At 67.9% G+C, this 23386-nt stretch carries 21 protein-coding genes; 10 read left to right on the forward strand and 11 right to left on the reverse strand.

Features of this window, described 5'->3' with window-relative positions; translation table 11 throughout:
* Positions 1 to 3: 3 nt before the first annotated feature.
* Positions 4 to 810 (forward strand): hypothetical protein, encoded by an 807-nt coding sequence (locus J6U32_RS07055; protein ID WP_244332663.1) that lies wholly within the window; start codon positions 4 to 6, stop codon positions 808 to 810.
* A 62-nt stretch (positions 811 to 872) separates the two neighbouring features.
* A complete protein-coding gene (locus J6U32_RS07060; protein ID WP_208794231.1) occupies positions 873 to 1580 on the forward strand; it encodes a rhomboid-like protein in 708 nt (235 codons plus the stop codon).
* Here J6U32_RS07060 and J6U32_RS07065 read toward each other — a convergent pair.
* The 4 genes from J6U32_RS07065 to J6U32_RS07080 all read right to left on the reverse strand — a co-directional run bounded on the left by J6U32_RS07065 (position 1563) and on the right by J6U32_RS07080 (position 7525).
* A complete protein-coding gene (locus tag J6U32_RS07065; protein WP_208794232.1) occupies positions 1563 to 2864 on the reverse strand; it encodes a lipase family protein in 1302 nt (433 codons plus the stop codon). The two genes, J6U32_RS07060 and J6U32_RS07065, sit on opposite strands and share 18 nt — an antisense overlap.
* A gap of 216 nt (positions 2865 to 3080) precedes the next feature.
* Positions 3081 to 3803, reverse strand: coding sequence for a TerD family protein (locus J6U32_RS07070; RefSeq protein ID WP_208794234.1), 723 nt, complete (start codon positions 3801 to 3803; stop codon positions 3081 to 3083).
* Positions 3804 to 3875: 72 nt separating this feature from the next.
* Positions 3876 to 5843 (reverse strand): hypothetical protein, encoded by a 1968-nt coding sequence (locus J6U32_RS07075; RefSeq protein ID WP_208794236.1) that lies wholly within the window; start codon positions 5841 to 5843, stop codon positions 3876 to 3878.
* A 5-nt stretch (positions 5844 to 5848) separates the two neighbouring features.
* Positions 5849 to 7525, reverse strand: coding sequence for an Hsp70 family protein (locus tag J6U32_RS07080; RefSeq protein ID WP_208794238.1), 1677 nt, complete (start codon positions 7523 to 7525; stop codon positions 5849 to 5851).
* A gap of 77 nt (positions 7526 to 7602) precedes the next feature.
* Here J6U32_RS07080 and grpE point away from each other — a divergent pair, with 77 nt between their 5' ends.
* Positions 7603 to 8106, forward strand: a complete 504-nt coding sequence (gene grpE / locus J6U32_RS07085; RefSeq protein ID WP_208794240.1) for a nucleotide exchange factor GrpE — start codon at positions 7603 to 7605, stop codon at positions 8104 to 8106.
* A gap of 4 nt (positions 8107 to 8110) precedes the next feature.
* On the opposite strand, the gene J6U32_RS07090 is transcribed toward grpE, so the two are convergent.
* The 4 genes from J6U32_RS07090 to J6U32_RS07105 all read right to left on the reverse strand — a co-directional run bounded on the left by J6U32_RS07090 (position 8111) and on the right by J6U32_RS07105 (position 14128).
* Entirely contained in the window at positions 8111 to 10201 is a 2091-nt protein-coding gene (locus J6U32_RS07090; RefSeq protein ID WP_208795989.1) for a prolyl oligopeptidase family serine peptidase, read from the reverse strand.
* A gap of 485 nt (positions 10202 to 10686) precedes the next feature.
* A complete protein-coding gene (locus J6U32_RS07095) occupies positions 10687 to 11976 on the reverse strand; it encodes an HNH endonuclease (RefSeq protein ID WP_208794242.1) in 1290 nt (429 codons plus the stop codon).
* Between the two features lie 350 nt (positions 11977 to 12326).
* Entirely contained in the window at positions 12327 to 13547 is a 1221-nt protein-coding gene (locus J6U32_RS07100; protein WP_208794244.1) for an NADH:flavin oxidoreductase, read from the reverse strand.
* Entirely contained in the window at positions 13544 to 14128 is a 585-nt protein-coding gene (locus J6U32_RS07105; protein ID WP_208794246.1) for a TetR/AcrR family transcriptional regulator, read from the reverse strand. Before J6U32_RS07105 ends, J6U32_RS07100 begins: the two co-directional genes overlap by 4 nt.
* Positions 14129 to 14258: 130 nt before the next feature.
* Here J6U32_RS07105 and lpdA point away from each other — a divergent pair, with 130 nt between their 5' ends.
* Positions 14259 to 15644, forward strand: coding sequence for a dihydrolipoyl dehydrogenase (gene lpdA / locus J6U32_RS07110; RefSeq protein ID WP_208794252.1), 1386 nt, complete (start codon positions 14259 to 14261; stop codon positions 15642 to 15644).
* Positions 15645 to 15760: 116 nt separating this feature from the next.
* Here the strand turns inward: lpdA and J6U32_RS07115 are convergent, their stop codons facing one another.
* Entirely contained in the window at positions 15761 to 16522 is a 762-nt protein-coding gene (locus tag J6U32_RS07115) for a hypothetical protein (RefSeq protein WP_208794254.1), read from the reverse strand.
* A gap of 161 nt (positions 16523 to 16683) precedes the next feature.
* Here J6U32_RS07115 and J6U32_RS07120 point away from each other — a divergent pair, with 161 nt between their 5' ends.
* The 5 genes from J6U32_RS07120 to J6U32_RS07140 all read left to right on the forward strand — a co-directional run bounded on the left by J6U32_RS07120 (position 16684) and on the right by J6U32_RS07140 (position 21621).
* On the forward strand, positions 16684 to 17565 hold the full coding sequence (locus J6U32_RS07120; RefSeq protein ID WP_208794256.1) for a DNA-3-methyladenine glycosylase family protein: 882 nt from the start codon (positions 16684 to 16686) through the stop codon (positions 17563 to 17565).
* A gap of 157 nt (positions 17566 to 17722) precedes the next feature.
* A complete protein-coding gene (locus tag J6U32_RS07125) occupies positions 17723 to 18574 on the forward strand; it encodes an ABC transporter permease (protein ID WP_208794258.1) in 852 nt (283 codons plus the stop codon).
* A 13-nt stretch (positions 18575 to 18587) separates the two neighbouring features.
* Positions 18588 to 19340: an ABC transporter ATP-binding protein gene (locus tag J6U32_RS07130; protein WP_208794260.1), complete on the forward strand. Its 753-nt coding sequence runs from the start codon at positions 18588 to 18590 to the stop codon at positions 19338 to 19340.
* Positions 19341 to 19441: 101 nt separating this feature from the next.
* Positions 19442 to 20482 carry an ABC transporter substrate-binding protein gene (locus J6U32_RS07135; RefSeq protein WP_208794262.1) on the forward strand — a complete coding sequence of 347 codons (1041 nt, stop codon included), beginning with the start codon at positions 19442 to 19444 and terminating at the stop codon, positions 20480 to 20482.
* Entirely contained in the window at positions 20479 to 21621 is a 1143-nt protein-coding gene (locus tag J6U32_RS07140) for an LLM class flavin-dependent oxidoreductase (protein ID WP_208794264.1), read from the forward strand. The genes J6U32_RS07135 and J6U32_RS07140 overlap by 4 nt, the downstream gene beginning before the upstream one ends.
* Here the strand turns inward: J6U32_RS07140 and J6U32_RS07145 are convergent.
* Both J6U32_RS07145 and J6U32_RS07150 read right to left on the reverse strand, forming a co-directional pair.
* Complete coding sequence (locus J6U32_RS07145) at positions 21572 to 22219, reverse strand: class I SAM-dependent methyltransferase (RefSeq protein WP_208794266.1); 648 nt, start codon at positions 22217 to 22219, stop codon at positions 21572 to 21574. The two genes, J6U32_RS07140 and J6U32_RS07145, sit on opposite strands and share 50 nt — an antisense overlap.
* A 12-nt stretch (positions 22220 to 22231) precedes the next feature.
* Positions 22232 to 22768 (reverse strand): carboxymuconolactone decarboxylase family protein, encoded by a 537-nt coding sequence (locus tag J6U32_RS07150; protein WP_208794268.1) that lies wholly within the window; start codon positions 22766 to 22768, stop codon positions 22232 to 22234.
* A 25-nt stretch (positions 22769 to 22793) separates the two neighbouring features.
* On the opposite strand from J6U32_RS07150, the gene J6U32_RS07155 reads away from it, so the two are divergent.
* Positions 22794 to 23261 carry a MaoC family dehydratase gene (locus J6U32_RS07155; RefSeq protein WP_208794269.1) on the forward strand — a complete coding sequence of 156 codons (468 nt, stop codon included), beginning with the start codon at positions 22794 to 22796 and terminating at the stop codon, positions 23259 to 23261.
* The last annotated feature ends 125 nt before the right edge of the window (positions 23262 to 23386 follow it).

Genomic DNA, 23386 nt, shown 5'->3' on the forward strand with positions numbered 1-23386 from the left:
CCGGTGCGAACGTTTCTCAGTGCGCTGCTGACCCTTGTCGCGATGGTGGCCATCGTCGTCGCCCTGCCGTCGATGTGGGCGGCCGAGCGGGTGGTCGATGCCGACGGTTTCGCCGACGTGGCCGCGCCGCTCGCGCACGACCCACAGGTGCAGGCGTTCATCGCCGACGAGATCACCGAGCAGGTGTCCTCCCGGGTCAACGTGCCCGGGGCGTCGACGCTGATCGAACCGTTCGCGAAGCGCTACACGCAGGGGCAAGACTTCCCCGCGGACTTCGCCGATCTCGTCCGACAGCAGCATTCTTGGCTCTTCGATCCCGCGCCCGCGGGCGGCTCCCAGGAGATGCAACTCGACATCACCGCGATGGTGAACCGGGCGCTCAAGAGCGCCAACCTGCCGTTCGTGACCTCGGTTCCGGGCAAGATCGAGGTGCCGATGGCCGAGGGTAGCGGGCTCGAGGCCGGTCGGTATCACACCGTCGGACAACAGATCACGACGATCGGATACGTCGCGACCGCGGTCGCGGTGATCGCCGGTCTGCTTGCCCTGCTCGTCGCCCGACGGCGCGGGACGGTGCTGATCGCACTCGGTCTGGGCGGGTTGCTGGCGGCCCTGCTGAGCTGGCTGGCGGCGCTGAACGCGACGACGCTGGTCGACCGTCAGTTCGTCAATCACTCCACCGGCAACGCCCTGACCCGAGCGGCCACCGATGCGCTGGCCAACGACCTCACGTGGTGGGCGACGGTGGGTGCGATCGCCGGGGCGATCGGGATCGTGCTCGGCATCGTCGTGCGGCTCATCGCGCGCTGAGTGTGTCCCGGTCCCCGGCGCGAGCGTCGCTCGACCGGCACACTGATCACCGGGGCTGACGAGTGGGAGACGAGGTGGCCCGACTGACGAGCGCCGGCGCGTGGATCTGGGATCGAATCCGCTCGGCTCCCGTGACCTGTGTGTGGCTCGTGATCCTGCTGATGACGACCATCCTGCAGCACTCGATGTCGCCGAAACATCTCAACCACGTGCTCGGTCATCAGTCGACCAACATCGTCAATCTGCAGAAGGATCCGTTCCAGGTTCTCCTCGCGAGCCTGTTCTGGCTCGACGGGTCGTACTGGTTTCCGTATCTGATCCTCTTCTGCATCTTCCTGATCCCGGCCGAACGATGGCTCGGCACCGCACGTTTCGTCGTGGTCGGTCTCAGCGCGCACGTCGTCGCCACCTACGTCAGCGAGGGATTGCTGCGACGTGCCATTGCATCCGGTGATGCGAGTGCGGACCTGATCCGCATCCACGACGTCGGCGTCAGTTACTTTCTGGCGGCGGTCGCGGCGGTGCTGGCCTATCACATCGCCCGCCCGTGGCGGTGGGTGTACATCGCCGGTTGCGTGGTGATCTACCTCGTCCCACTGCTCACGCACATCACGGTCACCAACATCGGGCACGCATGCTCGGCGCTGATCGGATTCGCCTGGTACCCACTCACCCGCGGCCTCGGCGGGCAGCAGTGGGATCCGATGGTCGTGCTCCGGGCGATTCGACAGTATCTCGGTTCCCGGCGCCGGTCACAGTGCAGCGAGTAGCCACCGAAGGTCCGGGGCGTAGACGTCACCGGGTCCGCCGAGGCAGCTCACGACGCGGGTCGTGACGCGGGCACCCTTCGCACGATAGGTCGCCGCGGCGCGTGCGAGGTCATCGACGGGCGTCACCGACACCGGCGAGAGGTTCGAGTCGCACCGCGTCATACGCAACCGTGCGGTCGGGGTGGGCGAGGTGGGGGTGGCCAGCGCGGCCGCGTCGAAGGCGCGCCGGAAGTCGGGGTCGGCCCACGGGGAATGACCCGGCCGGAACAATGCCGGCAGCGGTACGTACGACAGGGTGAGATAGGTCGGGACCGCGCACGAGTGCCGGAAGGCGTCGGCGATCCTCTTGCCGACCGCGGTGAGCTTGTCATCGATCCGCATCTCCGGGTGCCCGGTCTCCAGACCCAGCAGATCGGCGAACGCGAATCCGGCTCCCACCGTGCCGCTGTTTCGGCGGATGAAGTTGCGGTGATCGGGCACCATCTGACCGATCATGATCGCCGCGATCTGTAGTTCGGGTGCATAGGTTCCGGCCTGCTCGGCGGCCACCGCGGCCGCGCCGCTCCCGCCGCCGGACGGACCGTGGATACCGATCGGCGACGCCGCGGTCAACCCGGCCGCGGGCACCGAGCGGGCGGCGCGGATCGCGTCGAGCAGCGCGTGGCCGTCGAAGCGGGGCAGTAGCGTCGGGGTGGGCGACGGCCCGCCGTCGTCGGCGAGATCGGCGACGACGACGGTGTGGCCCGCGCGCAGCGCTGTCGATGCCGAATCGACCGGGCCCATACCGCGAACCTGATCGATCACCGAGTTGCGTGACATCGACGAGGTCGGCCGGCAATAGGAGCCCATGCTCTCGTCGGCCACACCCATGCCGATCAACGCACGCGTGCCGTGCGCCGGAGTTGCCGACGGGACGAACAGTGACGCGCTCGCCGTGGTCCGGCCGCCGAGAGGTCCGGTCGTCACGTACAGCATCCGGAACCCGCGCACACCTGCCACCGCGCGTTCCACTGCGGGCGCAGCCATCGGTTCGATCCGCAGGATCTCGCCGAGACGGGCGTCGCCGGCCGGCGGCGTGTGCGCGTAGAACGGATCGGGATCGGCAATGACCGATCGCATCGCGGCATCGGCGATCGCACCCAGATCGAGCGGTGAATTCGGCTGTGCCGCAGCATCTCCGGCGTTCAGAGCGCCGGCGATCACCGAGACGGTGATCATGGCGGCGACAAGCGGAGCGAGCAGGCGGCAGTGCGCCGCAACGCGCGAGGTCGAGAACTTCAGCACACCATCCCCCGATTGAGTGCCCGGGGACGTCCGGCACGGTCGCCCCCGACGGGCCGACGTCACCCGCAGGGGTGGTGTCGGCATGACCGCGCAGACCTTACGGCACGCGGCGGGCTCGTGGTCGGTGGTGGTGAGCGAACGCACACCGCCCGGGCGCGGTCGGCGATGGCGTGCGGCAGGCGGTGTGCGTTGTGCGGTGCGAGCGGAGGGTGTGCGCTACTTGCGGCCGGCCTTCCAGTTCAGTCCCCAGCCGTAGGCCTCGTCGACCTTGGACTGGGAGCCGCGGATGTAGCGCACCTCGCGATTGACGACGAGTTCGCCGCCGCGGTTCTCCAGCAGTGCGATCGCGCACGAGATGGCACCCTGATCGGCTTCGTCGAGACGCACCTCGATTTGCGGTCCATTCGCCGGGAAGAGGGTCACCACGCCGTTGGCGCTCGCCCAGTTGGGGGTGCCCTCGTAGATGTAGGCGAAGATCAGCACGCGACGGATCTGGTTGGACGCCGACAGGTCGATGTACATGTTCTCGCCGCCGGTGTTCGATCCGGAGCGGTCGTCGCCGTCGAGCCAGATGATCGGACGGCCCTGGTACGGCGCCTGGAACGAGTTGCCGAGGGCCTGCACGATGCCCTTGCTGCCGTCGGCGAACTCCCAGAGGCAGGCGAGGTCGAGGTCGACGCCGGTGGCGCGTTTGAACAGTCCGCCCTTGGAGCCGGCGGTCCAGTTGAGGTTCACCCTGACCTGGCCGGTCGCCGAACCCTGCTTGGTCAGCGACACGCTGGGTGCGGACTTGGTCAGCGTCACCTTCGACAACGACACCGGCGGCTGAGCCTGGTTCGGGTAGCCCTGTGGCGGCTGCTGATAGGGCTGTGCCTGTGGAGTCGGCTGTGGCTGGGGGGCCGGCGGCGTCTTTGGTCGCTTGGTGTAGTCGATTCCCATGGCAGGTGATTCCCCTCTGAATCTGGTGGTCGAGGTCGGTGATGTCCGATTCGGCGAATTCAGCCTAGCGAATCACGGGCGCGGGTTGTCGTTCGTCGTCGGCAGCACCGCGCGCGCCCGGGGATCGAAGGCGGCCGCGACGGTCAGTGCTCCGCTGCTGTCGCGCCGGCATGCCGCCACCGCGACGTACCCGGGACGTGCGACGGAACCGGGGATCGCGAACCCGCCGTCGATGTCGTAGCGGGTGTTGGTGATCTTTTTCGTCCACGCCGCCGGGTCGGTCGGCGACTGCGGAGGTGCATCCGCCCGAATGACGACGAGGGCCTCGGTGACGCCGTCGGGCCACGCGAAGATCACCCGGTTGCCGTCGACGCGGACGTCGGTGACGGCGGGCAGGGCATCGGCCGGTGGCGCGGTGGGGGTGGGTGTTGTGGGTGCAGGAGCCGGGGGTCGGGCCGGGGTTGGCGGGTTGCCGGAGATCGCGACATCGGAGTGCACGCCCGCACGGGTCGCGGTGACCTCGTAGGTGGGCAGCGGGGTTGCGGTGCCGGCGCCACCGTCGTCGAGTTCGGTCTCCGCGGTGCGGCCGACGACCTGCCTGCGGCCGTTGCGCTCGACTCGGGTGACCCGATAGCTCACCCCGGCGGTGGGTGACGGGTCCCAGCTCACCCGCACCGTCCCGTCGACCGTCTCGGCCCGGACCGTCGACGGCGCTGTCGGAGGCAGACCGGTGGCCGGTGCCGGCGGCGGCTCCGGTGTCGGTGCTGGAGGTGGTGTCGGTGCTGCGGGTGGTGCCGGTGCCGGCGTGGCGGCGTCCAGGGTTCGTTGCGCCTCGTCGGCGACCGCATCGATCTGACGGAGTGCGGTGGGGTCGTCGCCGGCGGCCGCGCGCGCCTGGGCACATCGCCGCCGGGCCTCCTCTGGGCGGCCCTTGCGCAAAGCCTGTCGGGCCGAGCGCAATTCGCGCTGCCAGTCGCCTGCTGCCGGGGTGTGCGGCGTCGGAGCCGGTGCGGCGGGTGCGGTTCGGGCTGCGGCCGGTGCGGGGGCGGGCTCCTCGACGGCACCACCGTACTCGGCTGCGATCGTGGCGATCAGCCGCCGCGCGTCCCGGGTACCGAGACCGAGTTCACGCGCCTCGTCGAGCATGAACTGATGATCGTCGGGGTGCAGACGATCCTCGACGAGGATCGCCGCCCGGATACGGGGCCGCAGATGGTCGGCGACCCGGTCGGCGACCGAGGCGAGGTAGGCCTCGGTGACCTCGGCCGGCCCGAGCAGGATCTGCTCGATGTCGATGAGGAGTTCGTCGACGATCGCGCGCATGCGGCCGGCGGGCAATTCCCGTGCGCGGTGGCGCATTCCGTCGACGCGCAGTCGGATCTCGCCGCGGTCGGCGGCGTTGTCGGTGGTGAGTTCGAGCACCGCGAGCAGTGTGTGGGTGGGTGGCCCGCTGCGGCGGCGGCTGAACTCGGTGAGCAGCTCGGTGATCTGGGAGAGTTTGTGGGCTGACAGCGTTTGCGGCGGGGAGGCGGTGGGTGCGGTTGTCCCGGAAGGGGTGTCGGGCACGATCCGGTGCCTGCGCAGGCGGGTCGCGACCTCATCGGCGCTGAGTCCACCCATCGCGCCGATCTCGTCGAGACCGGCACGCTTTCCTTCCGGGATGCCGCCGTAGCGGGCGACGAGACGCTCGATCGCGCTGTTCAGCAACTGATATCGCTGCTCATCGAGCTCGGTGCGGCGCGCCTGCACGGACCGGGCCAGCGCCGCGCGGCGAACCGATTCACGTAGCGGTGCACTGCGGTCGGCGTGTTCGGCGACCAATTGCTCCACGAGTACCCGGTACTTGGGGTGGTCGCGTTGTTTCTGCCAGAACGCCCACACCTCGTCGATCCGGGTGATCACCTCGGAATCGGAGAGGGTGGCGGTCTCGGCGATCGGGATGTCGTACAGCTCGAAGGGGTCGGATTCCTCCACGCCGCCGCGGCGTTCCACCGCGGCGAGCACGCGTTTGCGGTAGTCGTTGCCGACGAAGGGTTCCACGGCGCTCAGACGTCCCGGCGTCGACTGCGGTGGACCTGGTCGAGTTCTCGGGCGACCTCCGACCGGGAGAGCGTCGCACCGGTTTTCGCGGTGAGGGTCAGCGGCATGTCCGCCTCGACATGATGGGCTCTGACGTGCAGCACGCCGTCGAATCCCATCTCGAAGGTGACCCGCACCTCGCTGTTCTCGTCGTGGCCGGGCGGGATGTCCTCGATGGCGCCCTCGATCAGCATCTTCGCGTCCCGCGGTGAGGGCGAGGCCTCCTGGCCGAGTTGTTCGACCACGGTCAGCTCGATGCGGCGCTGGTCGGCGCGCACCGTCCCGAAAGAGCGCTGGACCCGGATCGGCAAAGGCTGGTTGCGATGCACCAGCCAGGTGACCTCGAGTTCGCCGTTGCGTCCGCTGACCGCGAGTACCCCGAAGCCGCGTGAGACCACGGTGTCGACGCTGATCTGGAGCATTCGACGGACTCCGGCGACCGGCATCGCGAACGCCGCGGCCACCCGCGCGGCGGCCTCGTCGACATCGGCGGGTGCGGCGTCGACGAGCGTCGCACCGGGCGCCAATCGACCCCGGGTGGTCAGGTCGGCGGTGACCAGGCGCTCGATCTCGAGTTTCTCCCCGTAGATCGCCGCGCCGCGCGCCACCGCCAGGTCCGGATCACGCAGTTCCGGGGTGATCCCGAGCCGCGCGCTGATCTCGCGCGTCACCGCAGGCATCCGCGACGAGCCGCCGACCAGCAACACCCGATCCACTTGCGCCACCCCGCGTCGACGCGCGCCGGCCAGGCACGAGTCGGTGAGGTCGAGGGTCCGTGCGAGGAGTCCGGCGGTGAGCTCCTCGAGTTCGGTGCGGGTCACGCTCAGTACCGACCGCACACCGTCGTGCGAGACGATCACCGATGTCGAGTCGGATTCGCTGAGTTCGTGTTTCGCGCGCTCGGCGGCCATGATCAGGGCTTGCGAACCGGCCGAGTCGTCGAGGGGATCCTCGGCGTCGGGGTGTTCCTCGCAGAACTTCCGCGACAGGTGCAGGGCGAGCCGCTCGTCCCAGTCGGCGCCGCCGAGTTGATGGTCGCCGTCGACGGCGAGTACCGAGATGCGCCGGTCGGCGAGTTCGATCACCGTGGCGTCGAAGGTGCCGCCGCCGAGGTCGTAGACGAGGACCGTCTCGTCGGGTGTGGCCGGGGTGGCGGTGTCGGTCAACCGGCTGAATCCGTAGGACAGTGCTGCCGCGATCGGCTCCGACAACACCCCGGCGACGTCGAGTCCGGCGTAGGTGCCCGCCTGGATGGTGGCGCGGCGTTCCTCGTCCCCGAAGTAGGCGGGCACGGTGATCACCGCACGCTCCACCTTCTCGCCGGCGAACTCGGCGTTGGAGACCAACGATTTCAGGGTGAGTGCCGAGATCGCCGGTGCCGACCAGCTCCGGCCGTGCGCGACGAATCGCCAATCTACTTCGCCCATGCGACGTTTGACGAGCGCACACACATTGTCGGGGTCGAGTCGCGCCTGCCTGCGGGCGCCCTCGCCGACGACGTGGTCGTGCGCCGACGGCAACAGCACGACCGACGGTGTCGTCGGTGCACCGTTCCAGTCGCCGATCACCTCGGGCCGTCCGTCGCGGTCGATCGCCGCGATCGCCGAATTCGTCGTGCCCAGATCGATGCCGTATACGCCCACGGTCGGGGATCGTAACAGCGCGACGCGCGCCGGGCGGGCGCCTCGATGTCGGGAACGCCGGGTTCTACGCTGGTCGGATGACCGAGGGTGCAGACGAGGTGGCCGGTACCGGCAAGGGTGCCGGTGCGGATGAGGTGGCCGAGCAGGTCCGTCGCCTCGACGAACGGGTCGAGGATCTCGGGCGGGTGATCGCCCGCCAGTCGCAGTCGTTGGAGCGGCTCCTCGACGCCGAGAAGAAGCGGTCGGCGCGCGATGCGGCCGGTGCGGACCTGGCCCTGCTGGTGGACCTGCTGGCGCTGTTCGGCGACGCCTCGGGTTGCGCCTCATCTTCGGCCGACGCCGCCGATCGCGCCGCGTTCACCGCGCTGGCCGATGGCCTCGAACGCCTGATCGTCGGACACGGCGGCACGCCGGTGACGCCGCGGGTCGGCGACGACTTCGACGCCACCACCATGGACGCCGTCGACACCCGGGAGACCGGCGCGGCCGACCGGTCACGGACGGTCGCCGGCGTTCTGCGGCCGGGGCTGGACGTCGGGTCGCGGTCGGTGCGCCCCGCGGCGGTCATCGTCTACCGCTGACGGCTCAGCCGTTGGCCGATCCAATGGTGCGCCAGAGGAATTCGTACGCCAGTGCCGACTTGAAGGCCGCTTGCTTGTTGTCGGCGGCACCGCCGTGTCCGCCCTCGATGTTCTCGTAGTAGCGGACGTCGTGACCGTATTCCTCCAGTCGCGCAACGAGTTTGCGGGCGTGTCCGGGATGAACGCGGTCGTCGCGGGTGGAGGTGGTGACCAGAATCGGTGGGTAGGTCTTCTCGCGTGTGAGGTTCTGATACGGCGAGTACTCACCGATGTAGGCCCACTCGTCGGGGTCATCGGGGTTGCCGTACTCGGCCATCCACGACGCGCCCGCGAGCAGCAGGTGGTAACGACGCATGTCGATCAGTGGGACTTGGCACACCAACGCGCCGAACAGCTCCGGGTACCGGGTGAGCATGACGCCCATCAGCAGGCCGCCGTTGGAGCCGCCCTGCGCGCCGAGTTGCGCGGGGGTCGTCAGTCCACGTGTGACGAGGTCCTTGGCCACACTCGAGAAGTCCTCGTACACCAGGTGCCGACCGGCCTTTTGGGCTTGGGTATGCCAGGCCGGGCCGTATTCGCCGCCGCCACGGATGTTGGCGATGACATAGATGCCGCCGCGTTCGATCCAGTTGCGGCCCGAGAGCGCCAGATAGCCCGGAGTCAGCGAGTTCTCGAAGCCGCCGTAGCCGTAGAGCAGTGTGGGGCCGTTGGTCACGTCGCGGCGCCGGATCACGAAGTAGGGGATCGGGGTGCCGTCGTCGGAGGGGGTGAAGAACTGTTCGGCCACCACCGATTCCGCGTCGAAGAACTGCGGGGTCTGTTTGATCACGGTGACCTCGGTGCCGCTGTCGCCGTGCAGCAGGCTCGGTGGTGCGGTGAACGACGTTGCCGACCAGAACACCTCGTCACTGTCGTCGGGATCGGTGTCGAGGACCGAGACGGTCGCGAGTTCGGGGAGCCCGGGTTGTGGCACGGCCGTCCAGTCGCCGAGAGTGCGGACGGTCACCTCGGTGTGCACGTCGTGCAGGGTGAGCACGATCAGGTGGGACCGAGTGAAGGAGAACGACTGCAGGCTGGTGTGCGCGTCCGGGGTGAACAGCACCGTGTGTTCGCGCGCCCCGGCGAGGTAGGACGGGTAGTCGAATACGAGCAGAGTGCCTGCGGGATAACCGGTTCCGCCGACTTCCCAGTCCGAACGGGGGCGGACGAACATCCAGTCGTGGTGCACGCTGACGTGGGCATCGGTCGGCACGTCGAGCAGGATCTCCTCGGTGCCGCGGAGCTCGTAGGTGAGCTCGTTGAAGAAATCCGTTGCGCGCGAGACGAGATGACGCTCGAATCCGGGTGTGTGGTCGTAGCCGGCACTCACCGCCACGTCGTCGACGGAGCCGGCGAACACCGTCGGCGCCGCATCGACCGGCGTGCCACGCGTCCACCGTTTGATGACGCGCGGATACCCCGACGTGGTCAGTGATCCGTCGCCATCGGGCTGTACCCCGAAATCGGTGCCGACGTAGACGGTGTCCCGGTCGATCCAGGAGATCGACGACTTCGCCTCGGGGAGGGTGAAGCCGTCGTCGACCCAGGTGCGGGTCGCGACGTCGAACTCTCGGACGACGGCGGCGTCGGCGCCGCCGCGCGACATCGAGATCAGGGCACGGTCGTACTCGGGCCGGTTCATGGTCGCCGACTTCCACACCCAGTTCTCGTCCTCGGCGGCGGCGAGGGCGTCGACGTCGATCAGGACGTCCCAGTCCGGGGAATCGGTGAGGTACTGCTCGAGCGTCGTCCGCCGCCACAGTCCGCGGGGGTGCGCCGCGTCGCGCCAGAAGTTGTAAAGATACTCACCCCGGCGCCGCACGTAGGGGATGCGGTCGTCGGTGTCGAGGATCTCCAGGGCCTGCGCTTCGAGCTGGGAGAACCGGTCCGAGTCGGTGAGTTCTGCGAGGGTGGGCGCATTGTGGTCACGCACCCAGGCGAGTGCCTCGTCGCCGGTGACGTCCTCGAGCCACAGGTACGGGTCGTCGGCGGAGGTGGTGGTGCTGCTGTCGGTCACCTCGCCAACGTACCCGGCCGCGGCCGCCGCGTCCCACATGCCGGACGCCGCATACAGAGCTCGCGCGAGGACGACGAACGTTCCGACTTCGTCCGCCTCGCCCAATGAGGCCGGGCGCTTCCCGCCCCGCCGTGGCCGAGGTGACCCACAACGGAGATGCTCGGACTTTCCCAGGCGATGGTCGAGGTCCTCGAGATCGGTTGCGCCGATGAGTCACCGGGCAACGGTGATTCGAATCCAGCTCTGGCTCAGTCGGTCTCGAGGCTCGCCGCACGCGGCTCGCACCTCGACCAGCGGGGGGCGTTCCCGCCCCGGGTTTCGTGCCCGATGGCCGTCCCACCCCGGTGGTCGAGGTGCCGAGGAGCGTTAGCGACGAGCCTCGAGACCCCTTGTGTCGACAGGCTTCCGGTCCGCGGACGCTCGAACACCTCGACCATCGGGTGGGTTTCTCTATGGAGTTCTCAAAGATCAGATGCGGTCCCGGCCAGGCCGGGTGCAGGATTCAGGTAGTGGGGCAGGGTAGGTCAGGCTGCGGCGTCGTCGAGTCGCATGGTTCTGCGGTGATAGGACGGCACGGGTCGTCGTTTCGGATCGACGCTGGCGGGTGGGATCAGCCAGGGGTGTCGGTCGAAGCCCATGATGATGTCCCAGCCGTGGTGGTGCACATCGTCGTGGCAGCTGGTGCACAGCAGGCAGCCGTTGTCGAGGTCGGTGGGACCGCCATCACTCCAGTGGGCGAGGTGGTGTGCTTGGCAGCGTCCGGCGTGTGCTCCGCATTTGATGCATCCGCGATCGCGGACGAGTAGTGCGTTGCGTTGTCCTGGGGTGAACAGCCGTTCTTTGAGTCCGACGTCGAGGGGTACGCCGTCGGTGTTGAGGATGATTTTGGTGATGGTGGTGTCACACGACAACATCCGCGCGGTGGCTTCGGTGATCGCGCCCATGTTCTGCAAATCGCCGCCGAGTGCCGGGTTGTCCGCCGACCAGGTCCACAACAAGCCGTTGGTGGGTTTGGCGGAGAAGGTGGTGTCGGCCAAGCCTTGTGCCGCAAGTTCGACGATCGTCTCGAACGCGGCAGCGCAGATCTGTTCGGGTGTCCGCGGATCCGGTGACCCATCCGGCTGAGGTTTCGGTGCCGACAAGGTTTCCATCAAAGTTCTGGTTTTCTCGCCCGCAATGATGTCGAGGTTCGCTGAGATCTCCAACCGGCCGTCGTCGGTGATGCGATCGGTGTAGGAGTTGATCGTCTTGTCCTCCGCGGCCGGTAACCCGCCCGGCGTCTCCGCGGCGAGCTCGTTCCCCAACTGTCGCGCGTAGAGGTTGATTTCGGCGGTGGTGAAGCCGGCGAAGTAGTGCGACAAGAGTTTCCGGAGGTATTCGCAGCGTTGGACGGTGTCCATGGGTTCGGGGGCGCGGGTGTCGATGTGCGCCAGTCCGCGGACGATGGCGTCGGTGTGTTCGGACGAGATGGACCCGTCGGCGGCATGCGCCAACAACAGATCGATATCGGTGGTGCCGGCCATCCGCACGTACCGACCTGCGACGGCGGGCACGAAGCCCATGCTGATCAACAGTTCTCGCAGTCGGGTGGTTTTGTGGTCGGCCACGCCCAGTCGGTCCAGTTCGCCGGTGAGGGTGGTGGCGTGGTGATCGACCAGGTTCCGCAACAGCAGGACTTGTTTCATCGCGCCGAAGGCTTGGGGTCCGGTCATCTCCGGGTTCCATTGCAGGTCGCTGAGTTGGGTGACGATCACGGCGAAGACTGCTTCGGCATCAACATCTTTGACGTCAAGAGTTGTGGTGGTGTCGATCATGGGCCCCTCCCCGGTGGCTGATCGTTGTGATGGGTCCAGTGTACATCGCCAGGGTGTTCGATGCAAGGGGTGCTTTGATGAATTCTGCTTGTGGACAACGTGTTTCGGCGCTGATTTTCTGTCGGTGGGGTGTGGTAGGGGTGCGGTTTTCGTTTGTCTTGCTTTCGATGTGGTTGGGGGGCTTGTTGTCTCGCCGGGTCTCGAGGCTCGCCGCACGCGGCTCGCACCTCGACCATCGGGGGAAGGCCCGGCGCCTGGGGCGCAATGCACCTCGACCATCGGGCGAAGGGGCACCTGACCACGGCGTCGCTCATCGCCAATTTCCAGGAGTCACATTGTGTGCGGTGGTCTCACCCACGTACCGGGCACTCGGTGCGTGTGTAGATCGTCGGCATGCACAGGTTGCAGTGGATGCATTGCGACGACGTCGACGGGTCGGCGCTGATCCGTTGTGGCAGGTCGGGTTCGCGGAGTAGGGCGCGGCCCATGGCGAGGAAGTCGAAGCCCTCGGCGAGCGCGGAGTCCATGGTGGCACGGTCGGTGATGCCACCGAGCAGGATGATCGGCAGATCGACCGCCTCCCGTAGTCGGCGTGCCAGCGGCAGCAGGTAGCCGGGGTGGTACTCGTAGTGCTTCAGGAAGAACGGGCCTGCGGCCTTCAGTCCCCACCGCATCGGTCCGGTGAAGGCGTCGGCGAATGCGGCTCGCGGCGCCTGCCCGTGGAACAGGTACATCGGGTTGAGAAGTGAACTGCCCGCGGTGGGTTCGATCGCATCAAGGTATCCGTCTGCTTCGAGTAGCCGCGCCACCGCGCACGCCTCGTCGACGTTGAAACCGCGCCACCGGCGCGCGGGTGCGCCGACGGCACCGACGCCGTCGTACATGTTGAGCTTGGCCCAGATCGCGACCTCGCTGCCGACCTCTTCGCGCACCGACTCGAGCACCTCGCGGGCCAGCCGGGCGCGATTGACCACCGAGCCGCCGTACTCGTCGCGCCGGCGGTTGAGTAGCGGAGACAAGAAGCTACTGAGGAGATAGTTGTGGCCGCAATGGATTTCGAGTGCGTCGAAGCCGGAATCGACCGCGATGCGCGCCGCGCGGGCGAATGTGGTGCGCAGCGCGGCGATTTCCTCGACGGTGGGTGAGTGCGTCATCGACATGCCCATCGGCGCCGGGATCGGTGACGCGGCCAGCGCCCGAGCCCGATTGGACACCGAGTTGGCGACCGGACCGGCGTGACCCAATTGTGCTGCCGCACGGGCACCTTCGGCATGGATGGCCTCGGTCAGCCGGACCAGACCGGGCGCGGCCTCCGGGCGAAGCCAGATCTGATGACGGTCGGTGCGGCCCTCCGGGGAGATCGCGCAGTAGGCCACCGTGCTGATCGCGACCCCACCCGCGGCGACCTCCCGATGAAACTCGATGAGATCGTCGGTGACGAGGGCGTCGGGGGTGCGGCCCTCGAAGGTCGCGCACTTGATGAGGCGATTGCGCAACTGCAGTGGACCGAGGCGGGCGGGCGCGAACGGGTCCGGCGCTGATGGGTCCGACGCAGTGGTGTTGGTGGTCATGGCAACTCCTTCGAGACAACCGGTGCGCCGAGCCCGGCGACCACGAACCCGCGCAGCGCCGCGACTGCCTCGTCGGAGAGGGTTCCGGTCCCACCGAAGCGGTGGAGGATCAGCGTGAACGCGAGCGCCCACCGGCGTCCTGCGGCGCGCGTGTCGAGGCCGGGCACCAGCGGCGAGAGCAGATCCACCCAGTCGTCCAGACGGAACCAGCGGCGCGTCCACGCCGCGTCGGGATGGGCATCGACGAAGCGTGCCAGTAGCTGCAGATGGAGATGGCCGACGGGATCGGCCCGAAGTCGGGCGAGCGGGTCGACGACGAGATCGATGAGGTCGGTAATGGTGCGAACCGCGAGGTCGCTGCCGCCGAGGGTGTCGGCCCACAGCGGCGCCAACCGGTCCTCCAGCAGGGCCGCGACCAGGTCGTCCTTGGATCCGAAGTGATAGTGCACGGCCGCCGGATTGACCCCGGCCTCGGTGCAGATGGCCCGCACCGACACCGCGTCGGGGCCGTCGGTCAGGAACAGTCGCTCGGCGGCGATCAGCAGGTGTTCGCGCGTCACCCGGGAGCGTGTCGGTGCCATACCGATCGATCAAAGCAGATCCCCATCACCGATTCAATCAGTGATGGAAAATGGCTGTGTCCGAGGTGGTTACCGGCCAGTACCGGGGACGCTCTGCGCTGGTACCCGACGCCGTCGTAGGGTGGTGGCCGTGGCTGAACACTTCCAAACAGTTGTCCTGGGTGCTGGTCCAGGTGGGTACGTGGCCGCGATCCGGTCCGCCCAGCTGGGCATGAAAACCGCCGTCATCGAAGAGAAGTACTGGGGCGGTGTGTGCCTGAACGTCGGATGTATCCCGTCGAAGGCACTTCTCCGGAACGCCGAGCTGGCGCACATCTTCAACCATCAGGCGAAGACCTTCGGCATGTCCGGTGAGGTCTCCTTCGATTTCGGTCCGGCATTCGACCGCAGTCGCAAGGTCAGTGAGGGCATCGTCAAGGGTGTCCACTTCCTGATGAAGAAGAACAAGATCACCGAGATCGACGGATACGGTGTGTTCCAGGACGCGAAGACCCTCAAGGTGGGCGATCGCGAGATCACCTGGGACAACCTCATCATCGACACCGGCTCGACCGTCAAGTTGCTGCCGGGCGTCGAGCTGAGCGACAACGTCGTCACCTACGAGACCCAGATCCTCACCCGCGAGCTGCCCGAGTCGATCGTGATCGTCGGCGCCGGCGCGATCGGCATGGAATTCGGATACGTGCTGGCCAATTACGGGGTCGACGTCACGATCGTGGAGTTCCTCGATCGGGTCCTGCCCAACGAGGACATCGACGTCTCCAAGGCCATCGCCAAGGAATACAAGAAGCTCGGCGTCAAGGTGCTGACCTCCACCAAGGTGCAGACCGTCACCGACAACGGTGACAGCGTGACCGTCACCTACAAGGACGCCAAGGACAACGACGGCGAACTGACCGTCGACAAGGTCCTGATGTCGGTCGGCTTCGCCCCTCGCGTCGACGGCTACGGCCTCGAGAAGACCGGCGTCGAACTCACCGAACGCGGCGCCATCGCGATCGACGACCACATGCGCACCAACGTCGACGGCATCTACGCCATCGGCGACGTGACCGCCAAGTTGCAGCTCGCACACGTGGCCGAGGCGCAGGGTGTGGTCGCCGCCGAGACGATGGCCGGCGCGGAGACGATGACGCTGGGCGATTACCGCTTCATGCCGCGCGCGACGTTCTGTCAGCCGCAGGTCGCCTCGTTCGGTCTGACCGAGGCACAGGCCAAGGACGAAGGCTACGACGTGACCGTGTCGACCTTCCCGTTCTCCGCCAACGGCAAGGCGCAGGGACTCGGCGAGACCGCCGGCTTCGTCAAACTCCTCACCAACTCCGAGACCGAGGAACTCCTCGGCGGACATCTGGTGGGCGACAACGTCTCCGAGATGCTTCCCGAGCTCACGTTGGCCCACAAGTGGGATCTCACCGCGCGTGAACTCGCACGCAACGTCCACACCCACCCGACGATGAGCGAAGCGCTGCAGGAAACGTTCCACGGCGCGATCGGGCACATGATCAACCTCTGAGTCACGCGACGAACGCGGCCCGTCCCGGCCAACGCCCGTGGTGTACCACCGGCGCGGACCGAGACGGGCCGCGTGTGTGTGTCGCGAGCCCTCGATGCCGGAGCGCCCGGCCCCGCTCAGCCCTGCGTGGCGACCTTGTTCACCGCCGCGGTGAAGAACTGCCGGAAGGCGGCGTCGTCGGGAGCGGAGCCCGGTGTGATGGCGGTGTAGAGGGCCGAGACGCTGTACCCCTTCACCGACGCGAAACCGGTGTAGGTGGTCACGGTCACCACCTGGCCGGCCGTGGAGACCTTCTGATCCTGACGCAGCACCAGGACATCGCTCGGCTCCGCCTGGGTGGTCGGCGCAGGCACCACCGTGTTGGTCGCGGTCGCCGTGGTTCCTGCGGCCGCGCCGGTGTTGATCGTGATCGAATAGTTCTTGCAGGGCCCCGTCGCCCTCGCCCGTGCCGCGGCGACGTCGCTCGGTTGCGCGGCGAGGCCCTCGCTGAGAATGCCGCCGCTCGTGGAGGTCGCGACCGCGACACCGAGCTTCGAGGCATCCACGTCCGGCAGCTTCTGCAGATCGGCGCACGCGGCCGGGACGATCGTCGCGTTGCGGGTGGTGCCCTGGAACTGCGACACCGCCTTCTGGAACTGATCCTCCGGCAGCGGGGTGAGGGTGAATCCGGCCGGGAGATCGGCCGCGGTGACCACCAGGGCCTTGACCTTCGCGGGATCGCCGCTGCTCGTCGACGCACCGCTCGACGACGCCGTCGACGGACCTGCCGACGACGCATCAGCGGCCTGTGGTGTCCCCGACGTCGTGCAGCCGGCGATCAGCAGGACCATGGTGGTGGCCGTCGCGGCCGCCACGCCACCGCGGATCGTATTGCGCATGAAATGCCCCCTGTGTCGATGCTTCCGGGCACACCGGAGCTACCGATGAGGGTAACGGCAGGCGAGGCGTCCGCTCGACGGATGGTCGTTCGGTTGAACGTCTCGTCCGCGGTGGTTCGTCCCCGCCGGGTTGTCGGCGTCAATGGATACAGTCGAGGACGATGAACGCCGAGCGCACCAGGGTGTGGATGCCGCCGGGACCGGTGGATCTGCGATACACGCTGGGACTGCACCGGCGCGGCGGTGGTGATCCGGCATTCCGCTACGGCCGCGACGGGTCGGTGTGGCGCACGAGCCACACCCCGGACGGACCGGCGACCCTGACCGTGCGCGTCGACGGTGAGCGCATCGTCGGCCGCGCGTGGGGCGACGGCGCCGACTGGCTGCTCGAATCGATGCCCGCGATGCTCGGCGGCGACGACGCCCCCGAGGCCATGCCCGTCCACGACGAGGTGGTCGCCGGACTCGTCGCCCGCTCACCCGGGTTACGCATCGGGGCCACCGGGCGGGTGTGGGAAGCGCTCGTGCCGGCCATTCTGGAACAGAAGGTGGTCGGCGCCGAGGCCTGGCGGGCGTGGCGATACCTGGTGCGCCGCCACGGTTCCCGTGCGCCCGGGCCGGTGCCCGACGACATGCGTGTCCCGCCGCCGCAAGAGCAGTGGCCCTCGATCCCCGTGTGGGACTGGCATCGCAGCGGCGCCGAACCGGTGCGGATGCGCACCATCCGAGGCGCCACCTCACTCGATGTGGACCGGCACGCCGACCGGCTCGACATCCTGCGCGGTGTCGGCCCGTGGACCGTCGCCGAGACCCGGGCGCGAGCGGTCGGCGACGCCGACGCGGTCCCCGTCGGCGACTACCACATCCCCTCGGCGGTCGGGCAGACGCTCATCGGGGAGCCGGTGGATGACGCGCGGATGCTCGAACTCCTCGAACCCTATGCCGGACACCGCTATCGGATCATCCGGATGGTCGAGATGCACGGCTCACGTCCCGAGCGGCGGGGCAACCGGATGAGCGTGCGCGACTATCGCACGTTCTGACCGCAGAACAAGCACCCGGCGCCGACCCATCGCGCGATGCACCCATCACACAGTGCGAACATCGGTGTCGAGTCCGGATCCGGCCGAAGCCACTTCGCGTCATGCTGAGCGCAACCGTTCTGCCCGCTCCGGAACTGCCGCATCATTGCCCACCATCATGGCAATTTCTCTTATCCCGGGTTCCAGTTCCTCGGCGTCGTCATCCGGGCGACCGCCGGGCACCAGGTCGGCGGCGCAGATCCGTGCGGCTCGACGCTCACGTGTGCTGACGTGGATCCGGGTCCTCTCACCCATCGGGGTGCTCGCTCTGTGGCAACTCGGAAGCGCTCTGGGGTTCCTGCCGCAGGACAAGCTGCCCGCACCCTCGCTCATCGCCGAGGCCGGCTGGGAGAAGCTGCAGAGCGGTGAACTCACCGACGCGATCGTGGCCTCCACCGAACGTGTGGCGATCGGCCTGGGGCTCGGCGTGCTCATCGGCATCGGGCTCGGTGTGATCGTCGGACTGAGCCGGATCTCCGATGCGATCATCGACCCCAACATGCAGGCGATCCGGGCGCTTCCGCTCTTCGGTCTCATCCCGCTGTTCATCCTGTGGTTCGGGATCGAGGAGACACCGAAGATCCTGCTGGTGGCCCTCGGCGCGATCTTCCCGCTGTATCTCAACACCTCGGCGGCGATCCGACAGATCGATCCCAAGCTCCGCGAGAACGCCAAGGTCCTCGGATTCGGCCGCCTGCAGACGATTCGGGAGTTGGTCATCCCCAGTGCCATGCCGCAGATCCTCGTCGGGCTCCGGCAGTCACTGGCGATCGCCTGGCTCAGTCTGATCGTCGCCGAGCAGATCGCGGCGACCTCCGGGCTGGGATACCTGATCAACAACGCGCGCGACTTCCTGCGCACCGACGTCGTGTTCTTCGGCCTGATCATCTATGCGGCACTGGGATTGATCACCGACGCCATCGTGCGGGCGCTGGAGCGATACACCACGCGCTACCAACGGACCAACTGAGGAAGGCTGCCCCATGACCGCCATCATCGATGCCGCGAGCGCCACGCGGACAACCCAATCGACCGAGATCGCCGGGCAGGTGTCGGCGGCGACCTTCGCCTACGGCGACGCGGAACCGGTGCTGCGCAACGTGTCCCTGACCGTGCGCACCGGCGAGATCGTCGCCATCATCGGCCGCAGCGGCAGCGGTAAATCGACCCTGCTGCGGCTGCTCGCCGGCCTGTCGCAACCCTCGACCGGTGACGTCACCACGTCCGGAGCACCCGCGGTGGCATTTCAGGAGCCACGGCTGTTCCCCTGGCGTACGGTGCGACGCAACGTCGAATTCGGCGTCGTCCGTTCCCGACTCAAGGGTGCGGCGGCAGCCGCCCGGGTCAGCGACACCCTCGCCGAGGTCGGGCTGGCCGACAAGGCCGACGCGTGGCCGGCGCAGCTGTCCGGTGGTCAGGCCCAACGGGTTTCGCTGGCGCGCGCCCTGGTCGCCGACCCGCAACTCCTACTGCTCGACGAGCCCTTCGGCGCCCTCGACGCATTGACCCGGGCGGCCATGCACCGGCTGCTCATCAATCTGTGGCAGGCCCACGGATTCAGCGTTCTCGTCGTGACCCATGACGTCGACGAGGCACTGCGCCTCGCGGACCGGGTGGTGGTGCTCGCCGACGGGCACATCGCCGCCGACGTCACCGTCGACGCGCCGCGGGATCCCGACGGCGCCGCGCAGACCGCACATCTGCGGACCCGACTGCTCGACGCTCTCGGCGAATAGGGCGCTCACTGCACGTTCACGCTCAACAGTTTTCTTGGCCCGACGTCTGTCGGGTCGGCATCATCGAAAGGCTCGTGGAAGAAATGTCTCGTGGTTCACGCATGTCCGCCGGAGGGGTCCGCGGGCGTGCGACCGTACTCGTCGTCCTGGCCGGGATTCTCGCGCTGACGCTCAGCGGCTGTGTCAGCAAAGAGGATTCGACCGGCGCCGTCGCCGACGCCAGCGTCGACCCCGCACAGTTGTCCGGCCTGACGTTGCGCGTCGGCGACCAGAAGGGCGGCACCGAATCGCTCATGCGCGCTGCGGGAGAACTCGATTCGCTGCCGTTCAAGGTCGAGTTCTCGACGTTCACCTCGGGTCCGCCGGAGATCGAGGCCGCCACCGCGGGCAAGATCGACTTCGCCGTCACCGGTAACACTCCTCCGATCTTCGGTGCGGCGTCGAACGCGAAGATCAAGATCGTCTCCGCCTACACCAACAACGCCGGTGGTGACGTCATCCTCGTGCCCGCCGGCTCCACCCTGACCTCCGTCGAACAACTCAAGGGCAAGAAAGTCGCTGTGGCCAAGGGGAGTTCGGCCCACGGCAATCTCCTCGAGCAGTTGGGCAAGGCGAACCTGAAGCTCGGCACGGACGTCACCCCGGTCTTCCTGCAGCCCGCCGACGCGCTGTCGGCCTTCTCCAGCGGCGCGGTCGACGCGTGGGCGATCTGGGACCCGTATACCGCGATCGTGCAACAGGATTCGGGTGCGAAGATTCTCGCGTCGGGGACCGGGGTGGTCAACGGCTACGGCTTCGGCATCGCGTCCAACGAGGCTCTTGCCGACGCGAAGCGCAACACCGCACTGCGGATCTTCGTCGAACACCTGGCCAAGGCGAGCAAGTGGGCGTCGGCCAACGTCGAGACCTGGTCGCAGCAGTACGCGAAGGCGATCGGCATCGATCCGCAGGCCGCCCTGGCGGCACAGCAGCGCAGCGTCCGGCCGGCCATCGAGATCGACGACACCGTGGTCGCCTCGGAGCAGAAACTGGCCGACGCCTTCGCCGCCGCCGGGCAGCTCGACCACAAGCCCGTCATCGCCGACTTCGTCGACAAGCGCTTCAACTCCGCGGTGGCGCCCTACGCGGTGAGTACGCAATGACCGCAGAAGCCCAGCGCGACGCTCACTTTCACTGGTTCCTGCCGACCTCCGGCGACGGACGTGAGGTCATCGGCGGATTGCAGTCGGCGGGCATCCTGGGCACCGCGTCGGCGATCCGGCCACCCGATCTCGACTATCTCGCGTTGGTGGCGAAGACCGCCGAACGGTTGGGTTTCGAGTCGGTGCTGACCCCGACCGGAACCTGGTGCCACGATGCGTGGCTGACCACCGCCGCACTCATTCGGGAGACGAGCCGCCTGAAGTTCCTCGTCGCCTTCCGGCCCGGGCTGATCACCCCGACACTGGCCGCCCAGCAGGCCGCGACCTTCGCCGAGTTCTCCGGCGGCCGTCTCGCCCTCAACATCGTCACCGGCGGTGACGCGCAGGAGCAGGCGCGGTTCGGTGACCGGCTCACCAAAGAACAGCGCTACGCCCGCACCGGGGAGTTCCTGCAGATCGTCCGGCACGCCTGGTCGGGGACGCCGTTCGATTTCTCCGGTGAGCATTACGACGTCACCGGCGCGGTGGTGGGCCATCCGCCGAACCCGGTGCCACAGGTGTTCTTCGGTGGTGCCAGCGAGTATGCGCGCGAGGTGGCCGCGGCCACCGTCGACACCTATCTCACGTGGACCGAACCACCGGAGAAGGTGGCCGCACTCGTCGAGGACGTGCGTGCCCGCGCCGCCCGGCACGGTCGGGAACTGACCTTCGGAATCCGGGCGCACGTGATCACCCGCGACACCCGCGAGGAGGCCTGGGCCGAGGCCCGCAAGCTGGTATCGCGGATGGACCCGGCATTGATCGAGCTTGCCCGCCAACGGCTCTCGCAGTCGGAGTCCGAGGGGCAACGCCGGCAGCTCGCCCTCAACGCCGACCTGGACAACCTCGAGGTGTACCCGGGGCTGTGGGCGGGTTACGGCCTGGTTCGCCCGGGAGCCGGAACCGCCTTCGTCGGCAGCCACGCCGAGGTGGCCGACCTCATCGCCCAGTACCGGGCGATCGGCATCGACCACTTCATCCTGTCCGGGCAACCGCACATCGAGGAGGCGTTCTGGTTCGCCGAAGGCGTTGCGCCGCTGGTGCGTTCGGTCAGTTCCCGCCGGGAGCCCGCGCCAGCACATACTGCCCCTCCCCGATGACGGTCTGCTCGATGTGCTCGGCGCCGCCACGGCGCAGTGCGCCGGTGATCTCGTCGCGCCCGAAGACGCGGTAGCCGCCGATGGCCGCCAGTGTCTTCACGCCGGGCACCGTCGAGACCGGTCCGGCCACCGAGGTGAACACCACCAGCAGCGCACCGGGGCGCGCCACCCTCAGCATCTCGTCGAGCACGGGGAGCGGGTCGGGGATCAGGTAGAGCGCGGCCAGGCAGATCACCTCGTCGAAGGTGTTGTCGGCGAACGGGATCGCGTGCGCGTCGACACGGAGGTAGCTCGCGCGGACGATGCTGTTGGTGGCGACCGCGGTGTGCAGCATCGACGGTGAGTAGTCGATGCCGACCACCCGTCCGTCGCCGGTGAGGCCTGCAGCAATGTCCCGGGTGTAATTGCCGGGTCCGCAAGCGATGTCGAGAACCATGCGATCCCCGGGCCGGCACAGGTAGGCGCGCAATGCGGCGTCGTAGTCGGCGGTCTCGGGACTGCCGAGACTGAAGCCGCGGGTGAACACCGGCCGCCATGCATGCTCGTAGACGCGGGAGAACAGCGGGTTACGCATCATCCGCGCGGCAAACGACCCCATCGCCGAACGCCCTCAGGCGCGGACGTCGAGCTGCACCCGCAAGGTGTGCAGGGTGGTGGCGAGCATGTCGTATTGGCCGACGAGCAGAAGCAAGCCGATGGTGCGGCGCTCGTCGAGGTGGCGGCGCAGCGCCTCCCACGCGACGTCGTCGACGTCGCGGGTGGTCACCAGTTGGTCGACCACGCGCAGGATGGCGCGTTCGCGATCCCCCCATCCGGCGTCGGGACCGTCGAGGATGCGCGCGAGTTCATCATCGGTGATGCCCGCGCGTTTGCCGATCCGACGATGGTGGTCGAGCTCGTAGGCCGACTCGCGCAGATGCGCGACACGGATGATCACCATCTCGGAGTCCTTGCGCGACAACGTCCCGAACGGCATCAGCCGCGCCCCGAAGTACAGCCACGCCCGGAACAGACCACGGGTGCGGCCCAGCGTGGAGAAGACGTGGGTGTCGTGGACACCGGTGACGCGCGCGGCGAGGCGGGTGAAGGCCCAGTTGGCGGGGCCGAGGTCGCGGAATCCACCGGGAGCGATCCGAGGGGTGCTCATGGCATCACGGTAGACTACGGCGATTATGACGACTATCACACCGCGCGTGTTCAGCTCCCTCGATGACGTCAAGGCCGCGATCGGCGAAGACCTCGGCTCCGGCGAATGGCTCGAGATCACCCAGGAACGGGTCAACCAGTTCGCCGAGGCCACCGGCGACCATCAGTGGATTCACGTCGACCCGGAGCGCGCGAAGGCCGGGCCGTTCGGTGCGCCCATCGCACACGGCTTCCTGACGCTGTCGTTACTGCCGATGCTCGCCGGGTCGATCTTCGCCGTCGAGGGCCCCAAGCTCGTCATCAATTACGGCATGAACACGGTGCGTTTCCCCAATCCGGTGCCGGTCGGCTCCCGCATCCGTGCCAACGCCGTGATCACCTCCGTCGAGGAGGGTCCCAAGGGCGTGACCATGGTGGTGCGCAACACCGTCGAGATCGAGGGCGCCGACAAGCCCGCATGCGTCGCCGAGAACGTCCGGGTGATGGTGTACTGACCCCGGCGCGTTCACGGCTGCGTGGCCACGTCACGCAGATCGTGACCCCCGAAGAGGGGACGGCGGACCGTCGGCGCCGTGCCCCTTCTCCGAGCACTATTGTCTTGCGGCGCAATCGCGTCCGT

Origin of the sequence: Gordonia polyisoprenivorans (assembly GCF_017654315.1) — a bacterium.
Taxonomy (GTDB): Bacteria; Actinomycetota; Actinomycetes; order Mycobacteriales; family Mycobacteriaceae; genus Gordonia; species Gordonia polyisoprenivorans_A.

Bases quoted from the DNA above. Each gene is read 5' to 3' on its own strand.
- J6U32_RS07070 (WP_208794234.1), bottom strand. From the start codon at position 3,803: ATGGGAATCGACTACACCAAGCGACCAAAGACGCCGCCGGCCCCCCAG.
- grpE (WP_208794240.1), top strand. From the start codon at position 7,603: ATGACCGAGGGTGCAGACGAGGTGGCCGGTACCGGCAAGGGTGCCGGT.
- J6U32_RS07090 (WP_208795989.1), bottom strand. From the start codon at position 10,201: ATGTGGGACGCGGCGGCCGCGGCCGGGTACGTTGGCGAGGTGACCGAC.
- J6U32_RS07095 (WP_208794242.1), bottom strand. From the start codon at position 11,976: ATGATCGACACCACCACAACTCTTGACGTCAAAGATGTTGATGCCGAA.
- J6U32_RS07100 (WP_208794244.1), bottom strand. From the start codon at position 13,547: ATGACCACCAACACCACTGCGTCGGACCCATCAGCGCCGGACCCGTTC.
- J6U32_RS07105 (WP_208794246.1), bottom strand. From the start codon at position 14,128: ATGGCACCGACACGCTCCCGGGTGACGCGCGAACACCTGCTGATCGCC.
- J6U32_RS07115 (WP_208794254.1), bottom strand. From the start codon at position 16,522: ATGCGCAATACGATCCGCGGTGGCGTGGCGGCCGCGACGGCCACCACC.
- J6U32_RS07120 (WP_208794256.1), top strand. From the start codon at position 16,684: ATGAACGCCGAGCGCACCAGGGTGTGGATGCCGCCGGGACCGGTGGAT.
- J6U32_RS07125 (WP_208794258.1), top strand. From the start codon at position 17,723: ATGGCAATTTCTCTTATCCCGGGTTCCAGTTCCTCGGCGTCGTCATCC.
- J6U32_RS07130 (WP_208794260.1), top strand. From the start codon at position 18,588: ATGACCGCCATCATCGATGCCGCGAGCGCCACGCGGACAACCCAATCG.
- J6U32_RS07135 (WP_208794262.1), top strand. From the start codon at position 19,442: ATGTCCGCCGGAGGGGTCCGCGGGCGTGCGACCGTACTCGTCGTCCTG.
- J6U32_RS07140 (WP_208794264.1), top strand. From the start codon at position 20,479: ATGACCGCAGAAGCCCAGCGCGACGCTCACTTTCACTGGTTCCTGCCG.
- J6U32_RS07145 (WP_208794266.1), bottom strand. From the start codon at position 22,219: ATGGGGTCGTTTGCCGCGCGGATGATGCGTAACCCGCTGTTCTCCCGC.
- J6U32_RS07150 (WP_208794268.1), bottom strand. From the start codon at position 22,768: ATGAGCACCCCTCGGATCGCTCCCGGTGGATTCCGCGACCTCGGCCCC.
- J6U32_RS07155 (WP_208794269.1), top strand. From the start codon at position 22,794: ATGACGACTATCACACCGCGCGTGTTCAGCTCCCTCGATGACGTCAAG.